The organism is Chryseobacterium camelliae (assembly GCF_030818575.1).
Taxonomy (GTDB): domain Bacteria; phylum Bacteroidota; class Bacteroidia; order Flavobacteriales; family Weeksellaceae; genus Chryseobacterium; species Chryseobacterium camelliae_A.
Genome location: NZ_JAUTAL010000001.1, coordinates 3,898,751 through 3,916,433, shown reverse-complemented (window position 1 = coordinate 3,916,433; position 17,683 = coordinate 3,898,751). Strand labels below are relative to the sequence as shown.

20 protein-coding genes are annotated in these 17,683 nt (G+C 40.3%); 18 read left to right on the top strand and 2 right to left on the bottom strand.

All coding sequences use genetic code 11. The annotated features are described in order from the left end of the window. Nucleotides 1–72: 72 nt before the first annotated feature. From QE404_RS18020 to QE404_RS17955, 14 genes are read left to right on the top strand one after another with little or no spacing between them, the layout of a single operon-like run. Complete coding sequence (locus QE404_RS18020; RefSeq protein ID WP_307452874.1) at nucleotides 73–906, top strand: glycosyltransferase family 2 protein; 834 nt, start codon at nucleotides 73–75, stop codon at nucleotides 904–906. 24 nt (nucleotides 907–930) lie between these two features. Then, the gene (locus QE404_RS18015; protein ID WP_307452873.1) at nucleotides 931–1,848 is read left to right on the top strand and encodes a glycosyltransferase family A protein; all 918 of its coding nucleotides are present in this window, start codon (nucleotides 931–933) and stop codon (nucleotides 1,846–1,848) included. Beyond that, nucleotides 1,845–2,804 carry a hypothetical protein gene (locus QE404_RS18010; RefSeq protein ID WP_307452871.1) on the top strand — a complete coding sequence of 320 codons (960 nt, stop codon included), beginning with the start codon at nucleotides 1,845–1,847 and terminating at the stop codon, nucleotides 2,802–2,804. The genes QE404_RS18015 and QE404_RS18010 overlap by 4 nt, the downstream gene beginning before the upstream one ends. A 41-nt stretch (nucleotides 2,805–2,845) precedes the next feature. Continuing rightward, the gene (locus tag QE404_RS18005) at nucleotides 2,846–3,811 is read left to right on the top strand and encodes a capsular polysaccharide synthesis protein (RefSeq protein ID WP_307452869.1); all 966 of its coding nucleotides are present in this window, start codon (nucleotides 2,846–2,848) and stop codon (nucleotides 3,809–3,811) included. Then, nucleotides 3,808–4,476 (top strand): hypothetical protein, encoded by a 669-nt coding sequence (locus QE404_RS18000; RefSeq protein WP_307452867.1) that lies wholly within the window; start codon nucleotides 3,808–3,810, stop codon nucleotides 4,474–4,476. The genes QE404_RS18005 and QE404_RS18000 overlap by 4 nt, the downstream gene beginning before the upstream one ends. Nucleotides 4,477–4,479: 3 nt before the next feature. Next, on the top strand, nucleotides 4,480–5,403 hold the full coding sequence (locus QE404_RS17995; protein WP_307452865.1) for a glycosyltransferase family 2 protein: 924 nt from the start codon (nucleotides 4,480–4,482) through the stop codon (nucleotides 5,401–5,403). 21 nt (nucleotides 5,404–5,424) lie between these two features. Then, complete coding sequence (locus QE404_RS17990; RefSeq protein ID WP_307452863.1) at nucleotides 5,425–6,168, top strand: class I SAM-dependent methyltransferase; 744 nt, start codon at nucleotides 5,425–5,427, stop codon at nucleotides 6,166–6,168. Nucleotides 6,169–6,187: 19 nt separating this feature from the next. Beyond that, nucleotides 6,188–7,984: an asparagine synthase (glutamine-hydrolyzing) gene (asnB, locus tag QE404_RS17985; RefSeq protein ID WP_307452860.1), complete on the top strand. Its 1,797-nt coding sequence runs from the start codon at nucleotides 6,188–6,190 to the stop codon at nucleotides 7,982–7,984. Nucleotides 7,985–7,986: 2 nt separating this feature from the next. Further along, nucleotides 7,987–8,484, top strand: a complete 498-nt coding sequence (locus tag QE404_RS17980) for a GT-D fold domain-containing glycosyltransferase (protein ID WP_307454051.1) — start codon at nucleotides 7,987–7,989, stop codon at nucleotides 8,482–8,484. Next, a complete protein-coding gene (locus QE404_RS17975) occupies nucleotides 8,414–8,899 on the top strand; it encodes a GT-D fold domain-containing glycosyltransferase (protein WP_307454049.1) in 486 nt (161 codons plus the stop codon). The genes QE404_RS17980 and QE404_RS17975 overlap by 71 nt, the downstream gene beginning before the upstream one ends. After that, the gene (locus QE404_RS17970; RefSeq protein WP_307452857.1) at nucleotides 8,896–9,843 is read left to right on the top strand and encodes a glycosyltransferase family 2 protein; all 948 of its coding nucleotides are present in this window, start codon (nucleotides 8,896–8,898) and stop codon (nucleotides 9,841–9,843) included. The genes QE404_RS17975 and QE404_RS17970 overlap by 4 nt, the downstream gene beginning before the upstream one ends. Then, nucleotides 9,836–10,906 (top strand): hypothetical protein, encoded by a 1,071-nt coding sequence (locus QE404_RS17965; protein ID WP_307452855.1) that lies wholly within the window; start codon nucleotides 9,836–9,838, stop codon nucleotides 10,904–10,906. Before QE404_RS17970 ends, QE404_RS17965 begins: the two co-directional genes overlap by 8 nt. Beyond that, entirely contained in the window at nucleotides 10,903–11,844 is a 942-nt protein-coding gene (locus QE404_RS17960; protein ID WP_307452853.1) for a glycosyltransferase family 2 protein, read from the top strand. Before QE404_RS17965 ends, QE404_RS17960 begins: the two co-directional genes overlap by 4 nt. Next, on the top strand, nucleotides 11,844–13,178 hold the full coding sequence (locus QE404_RS17955; protein WP_307454047.1) for a hypothetical protein: 1,335 nt from the start codon (nucleotides 11,844–11,846) through the stop codon (nucleotides 13,176–13,178). The genes QE404_RS17960 and QE404_RS17955 overlap by 1 nt, the downstream gene beginning before the upstream one ends. Nucleotide 13,179: 1 nt before the next feature. On the opposite strand, the gene QE404_RS17950 is transcribed toward QE404_RS17955, so the two are convergent. Next, nucleotides 13,180–14,208 (bottom strand): acyltransferase family protein, encoded by a 1,029-nt coding sequence (locus QE404_RS17950; protein ID WP_307452850.1) that lies wholly within the window; start codon nucleotides 14,206–14,208, stop codon nucleotides 13,180–13,182. Between the two features lie 23 nt (nucleotides 14,209–14,231). After that, nucleotides 14,232–15,002: a class I SAM-dependent methyltransferase gene (locus QE404_RS17945; RefSeq protein ID WP_307452848.1), complete on the bottom strand. Its 771-nt coding sequence runs from the start codon at nucleotides 15,000–15,002 to the stop codon at nucleotides 14,232–14,234. Nucleotides 15,003–15,098: 96 nt separating this feature from the next. On the opposite strand from QE404_RS17945, the gene QE404_RS17940 reads away from it, so the two are divergent. Genes QE404_RS17940 through QE404_RS17925 form a run of 4 tightly spaced genes read left to right on the top strand, consistent with a single transcriptional unit; the run spans nucleotide 15,099 to nucleotide 17,682 of the window. After that, the gene (locus QE404_RS17940; protein WP_307452846.1) at nucleotides 15,099–15,644 is read left to right on the top strand and encodes an acyltransferase; all 546 of its coding nucleotides are present in this window, start codon (nucleotides 15,099–15,101) and stop codon (nucleotides 15,642–15,644) included. Between the two features lie 36 nt (nucleotides 15,645–15,680). Next, complete coding sequence (locus tag QE404_RS17935) at nucleotides 15,681–15,992, top strand: glycosyltransferase family 2 protein (protein ID WP_307454045.1); 312 nt, start codon at nucleotides 15,681–15,683, stop codon at nucleotides 15,990–15,992. Beyond that, the gene (locus QE404_RS17930) at nucleotides 15,944–16,516 is read left to right on the top strand and encodes a hypothetical protein (RefSeq protein ID WP_307454043.1); all 573 of its coding nucleotides are present in this window, start codon (nucleotides 15,944–15,946) and stop codon (nucleotides 16,514–16,516) included. Before QE404_RS17935 ends, QE404_RS17930 begins: the two co-directional genes overlap by 49 nt. Further along, a complete protein-coding gene (locus QE404_RS17925; protein ID WP_307452843.1) occupies nucleotides 16,501–17,682 on the top strand; it encodes a glycosyltransferase in 1,182 nt (393 codons plus the stop codon). The genes QE404_RS17930 and QE404_RS17925 overlap by 16 nt, the downstream gene beginning before the upstream one ends. Nucleotide 17,683 lies beyond the last annotated feature (1 nt).

Sequence of the window (17,683 nt, the reverse complement as noted above, 5' to 3'; positions counted from 1 at the left end):
AAGCGTGACCAACAAATTAACTCAACTTTAAGGCTGATAGTTTTTTAATATCTTTGCTCTTTAAAACACAATATGCTTTCACCACAGATTTCCATCATCGTCCCATGCTACAACCAGGCACAATACCTGGATGAATGCCTGCAGTCTGTGGCATCCCAGACTTTCAGGGACTGGGAATGTCTTATTATTGATGATGGCTCACCGGACTATACTGCTGAAGTTGCAAAAAAGTGGATAGAAAGTGATTCCAGGTTTACCTATTACAAAAAAGAAAACGGAGGAGTTGCCTCAGCAAGAAATTTCGGATTGGAAAAAGTGAGCGGTAAATGGATTCTGCCGCTTGACGGAGATGATAAGATTAATGAAAACTATCTATCCTATGCCTTGGAGAAACTCCGGGAAGGCTATGATCTGGTCTATTGCCATGCAGACTATTTCGGAACCAGGAATGAACCTTTCATCTTACTTGATTATACTTTTGAGAATTTACTAAAATATAATGTGATTTTCTGCTCAGCCCTTTTCAGCAGGGAAAAACTGAATGATATACGATATGATGAAAATATGATTCACGGGCTGGAAGACTGGGAATTCTGGATTTCCTATCTCTCTCAGCCGGATATGAAAGTGTATCGTTTAGAAGAGACACTTTTTTATTACCGGATCAAAGATATTTCCAGAAATGAAAATATCAAAAATGATTCGGAAAAGATGGATGAGGCCAAGAAATACATTCTGGAGAAACACAGCAAAACCTATGTTGGAATTTTCGGAGACTATTTTCATCTGATATGGAAAGTCTCCGCGCTTGAAAGAGAAAACAATTATTACAACAGGATCATCAGTAGTAAGAAATATAAAATAATCAACAGGGTGATCAATTTCATCCACAAAATACAACCATAATTCCTTCCTAAGCCAGACATAAAGATGAACCCGTTAGTTTCCGTTATCATTCCCAATTACAATCATGCCCGTTTTCTGCCCCAAAGGCTGAAAAGCGTATTTGAGCAGACTTATGATAACTTCGAAGTCATTCTGCTGGATGACCATTCGACTGACGAAAGCAGCAGGATACTGCAGGGTTATGCTGACCATCCAAAAATATCCCATATCATTTTTAACGACAAAAACTCGGGAAGCCCGTTTGCACAGTGGGAAAAGGGAATCTGCCTGGCCAAAGGAGACTATATATGGATTGCAGAAAGTGACGATTTCGCTGAGATTAATTTCCTTGAAACACTGATGCCTTTATTCTTTGAAAAAGAAAATGTTGGCCTGGTTTACAGCCGATCGAATAATGTTGATGAAAACGGTCAGTTCTATGACATCTTCTGGCCGGACAGCCTGGATGAAAAGAGGTGGAAGTCTTCGCATTACAATGAAGGCATAGATGAAATACGCAATTTTCTGAAGTTCAGGAACACGATTCCTAACGCAAGTGCCTGTATTTTCAGGAAACAGGATTTTGATTTTTCAAAAATGAAAACCATGTTTTATTCCGGTGACTGGCTCTTCTGGACGATGATCCTGTTGACAAGCAATATCTACTTCTGTAGCGATGTGCTCAATCACTTCAGATTCCATGATAAAACCACTAGAAGCCTGAAGTCTGCTACAAATGCCAAATATCAGGAATACCTGTATGTCCTTTCTTTTATTTATCAAAACCTCAACGAAAAGCTGGGTTATGAAAGAAATCATTTCTGGATCTATTATGAACTCCGGAAACAGTCGGTATCGCCTGTCTTTTTGTTCAGGAAAGCCCGGCCGTTCTTTTATGCTTATTCATATTTCAGGTATAAATTATTGAAATACCAGATAAGAACAAAAATTTTACACAGATGAAGCATCCCAAAGCCTTTTGTACAATCATTACCAACAGCTATTTTTCCTGGGCACTGGCATTATATGAATCCCTGGCAGAATTTGACCGTGATATTATTCTGTATGTCGCAATTGTTGATCATGCTATAGAGGACCATTCATCCAAGACAATAGGGAAAAATGTAAATATATTGACCCTGAACGATTTCAGTGGGGTACAATTTGCAGAGGAGATTATTCATCAATACAAAGATAACCTCAACGTCCTGAGATGGGCCCTGAAGCCAGTATTGATATCAAAATGTCTTGAGTTCAGTGAAAAAGTCATCTTTACGGATGCCGATATCTACTTCTTTAATGCATACCAGTTTTTATTTGATTATTTAGATACTTCCCATATCCTCCTTACTCCGCATTGGCGACCTCTGACACCCGGCGAAAACCCGGCGGAGTTCAATGCTACATTCAAACATGGAATCTTTAATGCAGGATTTATTGGGGCTAACGCACAGGGCAAAAAGGCATTGGAATACTGGGCAGAAAACTGTTATATTTTCTGCGGTGATAATCCTGAAGTCGGGCTTTATCATGATCAGGTCTACCTGAATCTTATCCCTGTTTACTTTGAAAAAGTGATGATTGTCAGGCATCTCGGGTGCAATATCGCAAGCTGGAACATTGATTTTTGCAGGAGAACAAAGGATGCAGATAATGATAAGGTGAAAATTAATGGCACTTTCCCTGTTGTATTCATCCATTTTACTAATGTTACGATTGATAAAATTTTAAAGGGAGAAGACCATTTGCTGAGGCCCCATCTTGAAAAATTTGACAGCAGTCTGGTCAAAAACGGCTTTAAAAGCATCATATCCCGAAGATTAGAGTATTTCGACCGGCTGGCAAAAGAGCAGAATGAATCTCTTCTGGATAAGCAGATCAAAAAGCTGAAACAGATTTACTACAAAATAAGGTATTGAAAGAACAGTTGAAATTTTTATAATACATTTACAGAAAAACAATGCTTCCGCCGGTTAAATATAAAGAAATACTCTGGGGAGACGGAGCGGAGAATTCCGCATCCATCCCAAAGATCATATGGTCATTCTGGGATTATCCCACAGAATCACCCCTGGTAAATGCCTGTGTTCGAAATCTGAAGCGATATCTGCCCGATTTTGAAGTCCATGTTTTGAACAGAGAGTCTGTGAAAAAATTTTTGCCGGATATAGAAATGACTGTCCGGGAAGATATCTCCTTTGTTAATTTTACGGATCTTACCAGACTTACCATACTAGATCATTTTGGGGGATTCTGGATAGATGCCAGCATTATGCTGACTGAAAATCTGGACTGGCTGTACAATTCAAAAGCGCAGACCAATGCTGACCTGATAGGTTTCTACTCTGACCTTGTCACCAATGACTTTGATTACCCTATCCTGGAAACATGGTTTATCGCGACTCCCAAAAACGGCAAGATGATCCATGACTGGCATATGGAGTTCAGAAAATGCTATTACTCACCGGATCCGCATAACTTTTATCCTGAAATCAAACATAATCCCGCAAGAAGGCAGAATATCAAAGAAGATTGGCTGCTGGATTACCTTATTGCTTACCAGGCTGCTATGACGGTTATGCGCAGGTCAAAGGATTACCGCTTATTGATGATTTCAGCGAGTGATATGGCACATTTTTATAATTTCAACTTAAAACTGAAAGGGAAAAATCTTAGTACCTATTTTCTTAAAGGTAATGTACCGAAGCATTACCCAAAGATGATAAAGTTTGAAAAAAACGGAAGAAATATTATAGATGAGGATATTGCCTACGGGAGATACCACCGGAAATCTTTCTTATTTTCTATTGCAAAAGAACAGAATTATTATCTCCAAAAACTAAAAAGAAAAAAAACTTACGCTATATTTATCGCACGAAACCTGATGAAACGGTTCTTGCCTAAAGCTAACTCACACAACAAATGATTATAGGAAACGGACTTATTGCCAACTCATTACAACATATCGACACTGAAGACCATCTCTTTTTTGCTTCAGGCGTTTCCAATTCACTGGAAACAAGGTGCTCAGAATTTGACAGAGAATTCTCCCTTCTCAGAAACAGCCTTGAATCTAATCCAGGAAGCAAATTATTTTATTTTTCCACCCTCAGTATTCATGATCAATCCAAACAGGACAGTCAATATATTTTACATAAACTGAATCTTGAAGACTATATCAGGAAAAATGCAGCAAGATATGTCATTTTAAGAATAGGAAATATTGTAGGAAAGGGGGGCAATCCGAATACTCTTTTCAATTTTCTTAAAAATCAAATCAAAACCAGCACTAAGTTTAACCTTCACAGCAAGGCAAGAAGGCTTTTGCTGGACATTGATGATATCCCGTGGTTTATCAGCAGCCGTTGCTCAGACATCCATAATGAAACCATTAATTTTGCCTATCCCTATTATTATGATTTAAAAGAAATTGTACATGTTATACAGGAACATATCCGTACAGAAGCAGATTATGCTGAGTCTGATGAGGGTGACTTTTACAGAGTGGATTTTACGGAAACAGTCACTGCATTTTTCACAGAGACCTCACCTGAAAAGTACCTGAAAATGCTCGCAGAAAAATACATTTAAAAAATGATGCAGAAAGTCCATATCATTATTGTTACCTATAACGCCATGAAATGGGTAGAACAATGCTTTGGCAGCCTGAGGATATCTTCCGTGCAGGTGAACTGTACCGTAGTGGATAACGGATCTTCTGACGGCACTCAGGAATATATCAGTAAAAAATTTCCGGAAGTGGAATTGATCCGGTCAGAAAAGAACCTTGGGTTTGGCAAAGCGAATAATATCGGTATTGAAAAAGCTTATGCATCCGGAGCAGAATTCTTTTACCTGATGAATCAGGATGCCTGGCTGTATGAAGACAGCCTCGAAAATCTTCTTGCTGTGTATCACAGCCATCCGAATAAACATGAAATAGGAATACTGAGCCCTATGCACATAGACGGAAGCGAAAGAAAACTGGACATCTTCCTGGATAAATATATTGCTACCAATTACGAACATACCCGCCTGATATCAGATCTGTATTTCCAGGATCTGAAACCTTATTATGAGCTGAAGTTCATCAATGCTGCACATTGGTTACTGCCTAAGAGCACCATTGAAACTGTAGGAGGCTTCAATCCATACTTTTTCCATTACGGCGAAGATGCAGAATATGCCAACCGTGTTACCTATCATGGAAAAAAAACTCTATTGGTGCCGGGAAGTAAGGTAGTGCATGATGGTAAACAATTTTTAAACAAGGTTGATTATTCTGTTTATGAAGATCTGGGAGTGGAAATCAATATTATGAATCCCAACCTCGACAATTCTTTTCAGCAGGAAAAAAAAGCTCTTCAACAAAGCATGGTCAAAAGCATGGTATTACGTAAGTTTGATGATTATAAAAAACTATTGCGGAAATACAGAAAAATTTCAAAAGAAGAAGATAGGTTTAAGGTGATACGTGACCAGGTCAGTCAGAAGAAGCCTACATTTTTAAATATTTAAAGCATAAAAACACAAAGATATATGTCTATCCTAAGAAGATTAAAAATTTTATCTCATTCAGGTTCAAAATATTACTGCCCTTTCTGCGGGTACCGCGCAAGAGACTGGGAAACCGTGGGGCATGACCTTCCGGTACTTAAAGAGAAGCAGGTTGTAGGAGGCGGCAGAAGAGCAGCAGGATGTTACCAATGCCACTCCAGAGACCGCGAAAGACTTCTGTATGCCTATTTCATGGAAGAGCTGAAAATTGCTGACAGGAAGGATGTTTCAATTCTGCATATTGCTCCGGAACAGAAACTCTCGAGGCTTTTTCTAAAACAGAATTTCAGAGAATATGTTTGCGGAGACCTTTTTACGAAGGGATATGAATACCCGGATTATGTACAAAATATGAATGTATTAAACATACAATATCCCGATAATCATTTCGATATAGCTATCTGCAATCACGTACTGGAACATATTCCGGAAGATACAAAAGCCATGTCTGAACTCTTCAGGGTTCTGAAGCCTGGCGGAAAAGCAGTACTGCAGGTTCCGATTTCTAAAAACAGCATGCAAACCGTTGAAGATTTTACCATCACAGACCGGGCTCAGCGTGAAGCATTGTTCGGGCAGTTTGATCATGTAAGAATTTACGGGCAGGATTATGAGAAGAGGCTTCAAAGTACAGGCTTTACTGTAAAACGGATCAACATTTCCGGAAAATACACGAGCATGGGCCTTAATCCAGATGAAGATATTTTTGTATGTGAAAAACATTAACACCTAGTATTGAAACCATATGTGCGGAATAGCAGGAATTATTGCAAAAAACTCAGGAAGCTACCAACATCCTCTTCAGCAGATGACGGATGCCATTGCGCATAGGGGACCAGATTCAGCGCATTTTGAATTTTATCCGAATGCAGCGTTGGGACACCGCCGGCTTTCCATTATAGATTTATCAGACAACGGTAAACAGCCGATGTTCTCATCTACCGGAAATGAATGCATTGTTTTAAACGGTGAGATTTATGGCTATAAAAATATTAAAAGCCAATATCCGGAATATTCCTACCGAGGAACCTCAGATACTGAGGTGATTCTTGCCATGTACCAAAGAAAAAAGGAAAACCTGATCCACGATCTTCCGGGAATGTTTGCCTTCGCTTTATGGGATGAAGAAAAGCAGCAGCTGTTTTGTGCCCGGGACCGTTTTGGTGAGAAGCCGTTTTATTATGCCATAGGTCCTGACAATGAGTTCATTTTCGCCTCTGAAATCAAGGCGTTGCTTGCATCCGGACTGATCCGGCCACAGGTTAATCACGAAGCACTCTCCCATTACCTGCAATATGGCTATGTAAGTACTTACCAAAGCATTTACAGCAATATTTTCACTCTTCCTCCGGCTCATCAGCTGATCTGGAAGGATGGAAAAGTGTTGGTATCAAGATATTACAGCCTACCGGCAGATGACATGCGCATCAGCCTTTCAGAGGCTAAAGAGGAATTCGTTCATCTGCTTAAAAATGCCATTAAAAAGCAACTGGTCGCCGATGTAGAAATTGGCAGTTTCCTAAGCGGAGGACTCGACTCTTCTTCTGTAGTGGCGCTGATTCATGAATTTTTGCCGCATCAGACAACCATAAGTTTCGGATATGATAATGAAAGCAATGAACTGCATTACGCAAAAGGTATAGCAGAACGTTATAGGACAAAACATATTGAGATCCATGAAAAAAAACAAAGCCTGGTTCAGTCGCTGCTGAATGTATCTCCTTTCCTTGATGAGCCTTTTGCAGACAGGTCTTATCTTCCGCATTTTGAAATATGCAGGGCTGCCGTAAAAAATTTAAAAGTTGTGCTTTCCGGTGATGCGGGTGACGAGCTTTTCGGTGGCTACAGTTTCTACACTGTGGAAAATATGATGAAGAATCATTTCACGTACCAGAATATCATTGCAAAATTTGGCCTGTCTTTATATGGAAAAGTAAAAGAACTGTCTTTCGTTTCTCAGCAGAATCTGAAATATAACTCTGTTCTTGACTTTCATCAGAATCATGTGCGCAATTTCTTTTCACATGAAGAACAATCGGCGCTGGGTGTACAGAGAGATTACCACCAGCCTTACAGTTTCAGCCCGGACCAGGATTCCCTGAATGATATTATGCGCATTGACCTTGAAAAATTTGTTCCTGGAAACATGCTGGTAAAGTCAGACCGGATGGCGATGGCTAACTCCCTCGAAGTGAGGACACCATTCCTGGATAAGGATTTCGCTGAATTTTGCATTCAGCTGCCACAGCAGCTGAAACTTGATGCAGAGAATGACAAAATTATCCTGCGTGAAGCGATGAATTCCTATTGGACGGAGCAGATAAAAAACCGGAGTAAACAGGGTTTCGGATCTATCATAGAAGACTGGTTCGCAGAAGATGAACTCATTGCATTTTCAGACAGCCTTTTAAGAGATCCCCAGCAGAAAATTTTTAAACTGATTGATTTTAAAGAATCCCAAAAACATTTAAATAAGGATATGAAACACTGGAACCTATTCCAGCTGGCACTCTGGGCAGAAAACAATAAAATCCATCTGTAAATATGGCATTCAAAGAACGGCTCTCTTCAAGCTTTTACTACTATCAGTGGGTCTTGCAAACCAGGAAATTGAGGCAGGCATTTCCCAGGTATAAAGTCATGTCCATAGAGGAGTCCATCAGTGCAATCATCAGAAACAGGAAATCGGCGAGCAGATTCGGTGATGGGGAGTTCAGACTCCTGTTTCCGGAACATTATCTTGAATTCCAAGAAAATAGTGAAGAGATCCGTATGAAACTTAAAGAGGTATTGGCCGGTAATCTAAGCAATCACATCATATGCCTTCCCGAGCAGTTCTGCACATTCCGTAAATTTGATATCAGTACAAAATACTGGTGGAAAAAATTCATCAATCATTATGGAAGCAGAATAAGTCCTTTTCTGGATCCTCATAAAACTTATGGGAATTCATTTATAAGCAGGTTCTATATTGGATTTAAGAATAAATCTGAAAACCGGGGTAAGAAAAACAGTTGGGAACCTGAAAAAAATCTGGAATGATCAGGATATTCTGATCATAGAGGGAAGATACTCCAGATTGGGGGTTGGAAATGACCTGTTTAGTAATGCAAAATCTATCGAGCGGATCCTGTGTCCCGAAAAGAACGCTTTCCGCGTTTACGAAGAGATCTACGAGGCAGCCCAACGGTATGGACAAAATAAGCTGATCCTGGCAGCACTTGGCCCTACCGCGACCATTCTGTGTTACGACCTTGCCAAAGCAGGCCTCTGGGCCGTTGACATAGGACATATTGATATAGAATATATGTGGTTCCTGAGAAAAGCAACTGAGAAGATTTCCATACCGGGACGTTACGTTAATGAAGCAGAGCAGCAGGAATCATTTGATATCCCACAGAAATATGCAGAAGGCTATATCAAGAGTATCATACTACAAATTCCCGGATCAGCATGAATATATCAGTTATCATTCCAGTATATAATGCTTCTTCATTCCTTGAAAAAGCAGTTCATTCTGCCCTACAGTTTAATGAGGTTAAAGAAGTTATTTTGGCAGAAGATAAGTCTCAGGACAACTCACTGGAAATATGCAACAGGCTCGCTTCTGAAAATGCTAAAGTGAAAGTGTTCCAGCATCCCGACCATGAAAATCACGGAGCCGGAGCAACAAGAAATTTAGGCATAGAAAAAGCAGGAAGTGAATTCATCGCCTTTTTGGATGCTGATGACCATTACCTTCCCAACCGTTTTGATGCTGAACGGCAACTACTCGCAGACTCCCTGACGGAGGGTGTTTTCGGTGCCGTAGGCGTAGCGTTTCTTTCTAGGAAAGGACAGGAGGAATTTCAGAATAAATTTAAGAATGTTTCGCTTACTACGGTTCATTTTCCTGCAGAAGGCAGAGAGGTTTTCAGAGGACTTTTAGGATTAACACCGAAAACCTTCGGTACATTTTTTCACCTGAACGGTTTAACGGTAAGGAAATCATCCCTTATCAAAAATAATCTTTATTTTAATCCGCTTCTCCGTGTTCATCAGGATTCGGATTTCATTGTACGATTGGCTTACCATTGCCATCTGAAATCAGGAATTATCGACAAGGCCGTTGCAATAAGGGGTGTTCATGACGATAACAGAATTACAAAAATAAAATTGTACTCTACCAGCTTTTACAAAAATAATTTTCTGCTTCACCAGTCACTCTATCACTGGAGCAGGGAACAGCCATTGGATCAGGACTGTATGCAGGCTATAAAACTAAATTACCTCAGCTTCAAAATAGCCAACCAGAAAGGACTGCATAAATGGATGTCCTATTTTGCCGCTGCTGTATTCAATCCGCTTATATTAAAGACCAGATACCGTTTTCATGCTTTAACCAGACATCATAATGCTTAGAATATTCAATAGGATAAAAACCCTTGTTAGTGATGCAGCCGCATTTGCGAGGGCATGGTTGTATATACCGCCTAAAAATACAAACGCTTTGCTTATCACCTGTCCTAATCCGAACCTGTATCATCGCTTTTTTTACCTTCTGGTCAAAATGTATAAACTTTCAGGCTATAGCATCTATTATCCTATGGATTTTGCCAAGTTCAGAAACCTCAGGAATAAAGACCGGTATTTGGGATTAATGGTGAGAGAGAAGCACTTTTTGAGCATCCGGAAAAAAAATATGCCAGATCATGTCGTCGAGCTTACACAGGATATGCTGAGCCCTGATTATTTTAAATCCTATTTTGCATTAAAAAACAGGGAAGAGAATGTTTTTCATGTGCCTATGAGCTTCCATCCTTTCATGTATCACAAAGGACTGTGGAGCCAGGAAATTGATACCGGCAAAAAACGTCTCAACGCAGTCTTCTGCTACGGGAATTTTGATCCTAAAGCTTATCTGGCCATTAAAAAAACAACCTTTTCCGTTGCAACACGGATTGACCTGCTGAATTTCTTCAGGAAACAGAAATCTTTCGTTTCTATTACAGGCAAAAAAGACATTACAGATTCTGGGGATTTCCTTGATAGGAAATATGTTTTTGCCATTAAAGACCAATATCAGATTCCTATGGAAGAGGTAAGAGAATTGCTCTCCTACTTCAATTTTTATCTCTGCTGTCCCGGTGTGGTGATGCCTCTGTGCCATAATGTGATCGAAGCCATGTCCGTAGGAACTATTCCCCTGATACAGAAGGAATATGCAGAGGTGATGTACCCTCATTTGAAACATGGCATTAATGCCGTCATTTTTGAGCATCTGGATCATTTGAAAGCCATTCTTGCCGATGAAATATTCAATTATTCTGAAAATGAAATTTCTTCTATGAAACGGCATGTACTGGATTACTATAATGACTACCTCAGTCCGGAAGCGGTGGTAAAAAATGTCAATAAAAGCATACAGAACGATCAGTTAATTTATTTACAAGCAGAACACAGAAGCGTAAAATTCAGGCCATGATGAAAATTTCAGTTATTATTCCGGTATATAATGCCGAAAAATATGTAACACAGGCTGTAGAATCGGCCTTGCAGTTCGATGATGTCTGTGAAGTTCTTCTTATAGAAGACCGGTCTCCGGATAATGCACTGGAGGTATGCAGATTACTCGCTTCTAAATATGAAAAAGTACAACTGTTCCAGCATCCGGACAAAGGAAACCATGGTGCAGGCGCTACCCGAAATCTTGGCCTTGAAAAAGCCTCCGGAGATTTGGTCGCATTTCTGGATGCAGATGACTATTACCTGCCGAACCGTTTCGATGCTGAAAGGGAAATCTTCAAAAACAACGAAGTGGAAGGGGTTTATGGTGCTTTGGGTGTCCATTACTATTCAGAACGGGCAAAAGCTCAATATTACAGCATATTTGAAGACCGCCTGACTACTGTATATCAAAAGCATTCGCCTAAAGATGTCTTTGAAGGACAACTCAATATGAAGGGATCATTTGGTCTTATCCACCTTGACACCCTTACGATCAGGAAAGAATCCCTTAAAAAGATGCAAGATTTTTTTAAAGTACATCTAAGGCTTCATCAGGACACGGAATTCCTGTTCCGTCTATCTTATTATCTGGATCTCTATCCGGGAATTCTGGACCAGGCGGTAGCCGTAAGAGGAGTACACGAAGAAAACAGGATCACAAAAGTAGATTCGGGCATTATCAAACCTGCTTCCACAAAAATACTGCTCTGGAAAGAGATTCATGAGTGGGCCATACAAGAACCTTCCATCCCTGAAAATGTAAAGAAACATATTGCCCGGACACACCGCAGTTTCGAAATTGCCAATGCCCCGGCACCCAGAAAATGGCTGATGATAGCAAAAGACCTCATCACAGATTTTCGAGGGATCCGTTCAGGCCTGTACAACATTAACTTCAGAAAAGATCTGTTCTGATGGAAGATCTGCTTTCCCCTGAAAAAAAGAGCAGGATATTAGACTGTATCATTATTCTGGGAACATTAAGTTTCTTTGTGCTGAAAGTCATATACTCATCCGGAGACCTGACTCCCGACAGCATTCAGTATGTCCTTCAGGCAAAGGATTTCTGGAATTATAAAGTGAATTTCCCTTTAGGATACCCTTTAGCGATTAAAACCCTCAGCTATATAACCGGTAGTTTCTTTACCGCTTCAAAAGTAGTGAATATCCTTTCGTACCTGGGGATTGTTCTCTTTTCGTACAGAAAGAAATTTTATTTCCCTCAGACACTGGTTATTTTCTCTTTTTATCCGTTTATGGGATTGTATACTTACAGCCTCTCAGAACCTTTGTATTACTTTTTTAATTACCTGATCATTTATTGTGTATACAGAATAAGTAGGGAAAGGTTCAGTCCAAAATATAGCATTTACCTGGGAATATTGTTTTTCATGCTGGTCTCCGTGCGCTTTTCAGGCATTTTTGTATTTGCTGTTTCTATACTGTTCCTCGCGTTGCTGACATGGAAAAAAAATTATCCTGTACGGTCTTACGTCTACACTGTTGCGGCCGCTTCATTGGGCGTTTTTCTATATTTGCTGATCAACTATATGTACTGTGGTTATACACTGGGAAACAGAAGCCACCTTCATCTGGCCCCGGTAAGCGTTTTTCATGAATTTATTCCTCATTTTGTTATCTCTGTCTTGCATGATTTTAGCCTGTTTAATGCTATCATGCATAAAGGAATTTTATCCCGGATATCTTTTATTCACATCTATACAGGTCTTGGATTGATTATAATTGCATTATTAATAGTATTTAAAAAAAGAAAAAAGCTCAGCAATTTCAATCTCTATTTACTGTTCTCCTTTTGCGGAATACTATTGAGTATTTTCTATAGTTATTATACTACGGTTATAGATGATAATATCCGCATTAAGAGCAATGCTTTCCTTTATCTGGAAATGATTATTGTCTTCAATATCCCCCGGCATGTACTGAACTCTCTGAAAGTTTTTGTCCTTTTGATACTGGGACTGAATAGTTTTACTTTAATAACCCATTACAAAAACACAGCTCATCTTCTTGAGAAATACGATACTTTTATCAAGGATTGTGATCAAAAAAGAGTTCACATACTCTATAAGAATTTTAAAAATAAAAAGGAACGGAATGACGCGGCTGTTCTGTTTTTCAAGATGCGACTGATTGATAAGGGATTTCAAATTGACGAATCCGAATCACCCGCTTCATCTGATTCGGGCTGTAGGATCAATACATCAGAAATCATCCGTATGAATCACTGAATTAATGCTTGCTTTTAGATTTTAATACATTTCGCAAGGGTTTTTCTACCGTTTCATACAAAAGTGCTGAAATCAGGATCAGTACAGGAATATAGATCAGGAAGACAATATCATTACTTAAATTATAGTTTGCCGCAGTACATACGGCTCTTAAAATGTATAAAACAGGGATATGAACGATGTACATCGCATAGCTGATCTCTCCTGAATATTCCAGGGGCTTCCATGAAAATACCTTTGTCAGCAATCCATTGTTTCGTGAGATCAGGAATATCAGCGGAATAAAAAATACTGCCATGAGGCCATTATGAAAGTTTAGCGGAATAAAAATGAGAGACAACAGAATGGCTATGAGCAGCAATATTATTTCTTTATCATAATTTTTATGTGAGGGTTTTCTGATAAAGAGTAATCCTGCAAGGTTTCCTGCCAGAAACTGATTGAGGTGCAGGAGCGGAAAATAAAATCCCAGTTCATGGCTATCGGTATGAGGCCCTTCATACCATGAAGAGTGGACATAAAGGTTTGAAAACACCTGTGTAGTCAGCCAGATGATCGCAGTAATTACCCATATGCTTTTATTTTTTCTGGAGTAATACCGGTTATATAAGAATGGAAAAAGCAGGTAAAACAGAAATTCCACAGAAATGGACCAGCCCGGAAAATTCAGGACCAGTGCTTTGCCTGGAATCCAGCTCTGAAGACCGGACAAATACAGCATCAGATCATAAATATTGAACCCTGAGTACCGGGTAATGAGATATAACGCTACCCCGACGATATAAAGCGGGTAAATTCTGGCAAACCGGTTCCTGTAGAAATCCGTATAAGCAATTTTTTCTTTTCTATGGTAGGCTATGACCATGATAAACCCTGAAAGGATGAAAAAATAGCTTACACCGACATTAGCCCGCAGGAAAATTTCGGAAATATAAGGCAATTGATACAGGAAAAGGTCTTTGTTAAAGTGAGAGATGACGATAGCAAGGGCCGCGACGAAACGGGTAAAGGTAATCTGACTGATTTTCACGGATCAAAAGTAGCGTGAATTTATTACTTAATGAAAATACCAACGTATTTCCCCTCAAATTCAACCACGACGGAATCAATATTGTTTTTTTCACAGAAATCCTGATACGCAGAATTGTCGCCGATGTCATCACTTATGAAAACCCCGCCTTTCCGCAGATGCTTATATAATTCCTGATATGCCCAGAATCTTCCGTTATAACTCTTATCGGAATCATAATGCACAACATCAAAAGCGGTACGGTCAGCAAAAATTTTAGGTAATGATTCACGGTCGGCGAAACGGAAGAGCTTCCAGAATCCTTTCAGGTCTTCAGGAACTACACAACCCACATACTGATCTCCATCCTGTGCCAGGTATGGCATATCTGAGCTGTAGAGGGTTCCTCCTCTTTTTTTAAGGGACAGAAGGGCTGCGAGAGATGACCATCCGTAGGCTACGCCGGTTTCAACAACGTTGTTGGCTTGGGTATATTCACAGGCAAAATAGATCATTTCCAAAGCTCCGGCTCCTCCCATCTTCACAGGACATTCACGTTCTTTCTTTGCAGCTTCAGTAAGAATGTCAGCGTACAGGCTTCTGAATGATGCTGTATCGGCTCCGAAAAGATGCTGTACAGCCTCGTGCTGGGAAACCGCTTTAGATTGTGCCCATGAACCCGTCTTTTCCTTTCCTTTGAACGCATTCTTTCTGTTCAGTGTATTTTTGATGATTTTTCTGCCCAGTTCAGGATACAGGTCCGGCCTTTTCATGTATGCGATGAATGTTTTGAGAACTCTGGATACTTCACTCATTGTGTTGGATTTAATGGGCAAAAATAAGATTTTTTATGGTAATGGCATAAAACATTTATCTTTGTGGTACAAATGTGAATGAAATTTAAATCGCTTATGCTGTATACAATTTTTGAAAAGATCAGGAGGAGAAGCCAGGCGTCTGTTCTCAAGCACCACCCGGGTGTTTCCTTAAAAGGGCTCCGTTCCGGCACAGACAATCATTTTATTCTGGATCCTGATCTGGAGCGTGTTACCCTTGGCCAAGGAGCATCATTCAGGAACTATATTCATATCCTGGTGGGAAAAAACGCCCGGCTGGATATCGGCGATGATTTTTTCATGAATAATTTCTGTTCCATCAACTGCCTGGAAAGTATTTCCATCGGAAACCATACCCTCTTCGGGGAAAATGTCAAATTATATGATCATAACCATGCATATGAAACGTTTCCGGAATTTAAGGTCTCTTATTCTGAGTTTAATACTTCGCCTATCAGGATCGGGAACAATTGCTGGCTGGGAAGCAATGTAACGGTTTTAAAAGGTGTTACCATAGGGGATAATTGTATTATCGGAGCAGGATGTACAGTGTATCGTGATATTCCGGCGAATACTACGGTACTTAACAGCCAGGAACTGGTTTTGAAAACAAGAGAATAAATTTCCCATCTTTGTACTGTAAACACATAACTGCTGATGAAGTTCTCCATCCTTATCGCCAATTATAACAACGGTAAATTTTTCACCGACTGCTATCGGTCTATCATGGCACAAAGCTATACCGACTGGGAAGCCGTTATCCTTGATGATGCTTCCACAGATGATTCTATGGAAGTGATCCGGAAACTCATTGGTACTGACAGCCGTTTTAAAATCTACCGGAATGAGACTAACAGCGGCGTCGGCATTACCAAAAGCAGGCTGATAGAACTGGCTGAAGGTAATATCTGCGGCTTCTTGTGGATCCTGATGATGCCATACAGCCGGAAGCCATATCATCGGCAGTAGCCGCCTACCAAAAAGACCGGGACATTGTGCTTACGTATTCCTATTTTATGAAATGTGACGAACACCTGAATCCGATTGAACCTTTTAGATCCGGAATGCAGGTGGTAAACGGTGATCCCTTCTTTTTCAACTGCCCCGTTCAGATTGCCCATTTTGTAACGTTCCGGAAGGACATTTATAACCTCACGGAGAAGATGAACCCGGAACTTAAGATTGCTGAAGACCAGGACCTGTACCTTAAAATGTATGAAAAAGGTAAAGTATATTTCATTGATGAGCCGCATTACCTGTACCGCATGCATGCCGAAGGCATTTCACAGAACAGCAATAAAGCCAGGTCACATGATTATTTTGCCCAGGTGATCATGGCAGCAATGAAGCGGAGGCAGCTGAAGAATATACGCGGGAAAAAAGTCCCGGAAAGCTATAATCGTCCTGATGAAATATTTGAGCTGCTGGATTATCAGAACAAAATTCTTTTCAGGCTAAAGAAAAAAATCCTGTTATTTTGCAGGAAGTATTAGATAAGATCGAACCCATGTCAGAAAAAATAAAACTGCTCTTCAGGCACCGCTCCATGGAAATGGGAGGTGTGGAAAAAGTGATGCTGAGCATACTGAACAATCTCGACAAAGAAAAATTCGATATGACGGTCTGCCTCAACATAGACCAGGGAGAACTGCGGAACGAATTTCCTGATCACGTGAGGAAAGTATTCCTTACCCGTGGCAAGGAGGACTTTTCTGAACATACCATCATCCGGAAAATCCAGCTGATCCGGAGAAGGCTAAGGCTTAAACAGGTCCAGAAAAACCCCGTCATTGCCGATCAGCTTCTCGGGGAAGAATACGATGCGGAAATAGCGATGACATATGGGGATTTCGCAGCTGTACTTCATTCTACCAACAAAAACTCAAAAAAAATAGGCTGGTTCCATTCTGAAATCAACCTGCCGAAACTGCAGCCGCTCGTTCCCGGAATCCTGAAGCAATTTCCGAAATTTGACCAGATGGTCTACTGCTCACAGAAAATCAGGGATATGATGCATCAATATTATCCTGATCTCAATTATCCTCAGGAAGCAGTGATCATCAATGCCATTCCTGTTGAAGAAATCAAAAGAAAAGCGGATGAGCATATTGGTGATCTGCCGCCAGGGCCGGTATTTATTTCAATCGGCCGCCTGCATTCCAGAAAGGGATACCATAAACTGATTGAAGCCCATATGAGGCTTATCCGTGAAGGGTTTAATCATTCGGTGCTTGTAGTGGGTGACGGGGAGGAGCTTCAGAATCTTAAAGCGCAAATTGCAGCTGTTCAAGTAGAAGATACCTTTATCCTCGCAGGAAACAAAATGAATCCATATCCGTATGTTAAACATGCAGATTATTTCATCCTTCCGTCCGAATCCGAGGCCTGGCCGCTTGTTATTGCCGAAGCGCTGATCCTTCAGAAACCCGTCATTGCCACCCGTACAGGAGATATCCCGGCAATGATCCGCGACGGGCTTACCGGCTGTCTCATCAATTACAATGTGGACGAAATGTATAACGTTATGAAAAGGTTTTTAACAGATCCGGCGTTCACGGAACAGATCAGGAAAAACCTGGCTGATGTTGAAGAACAATTTGATAATAGAAAGATCTTCAGCGAGATTGAAAAAATGATCCTTAATTTAGTAAAAAAATAAG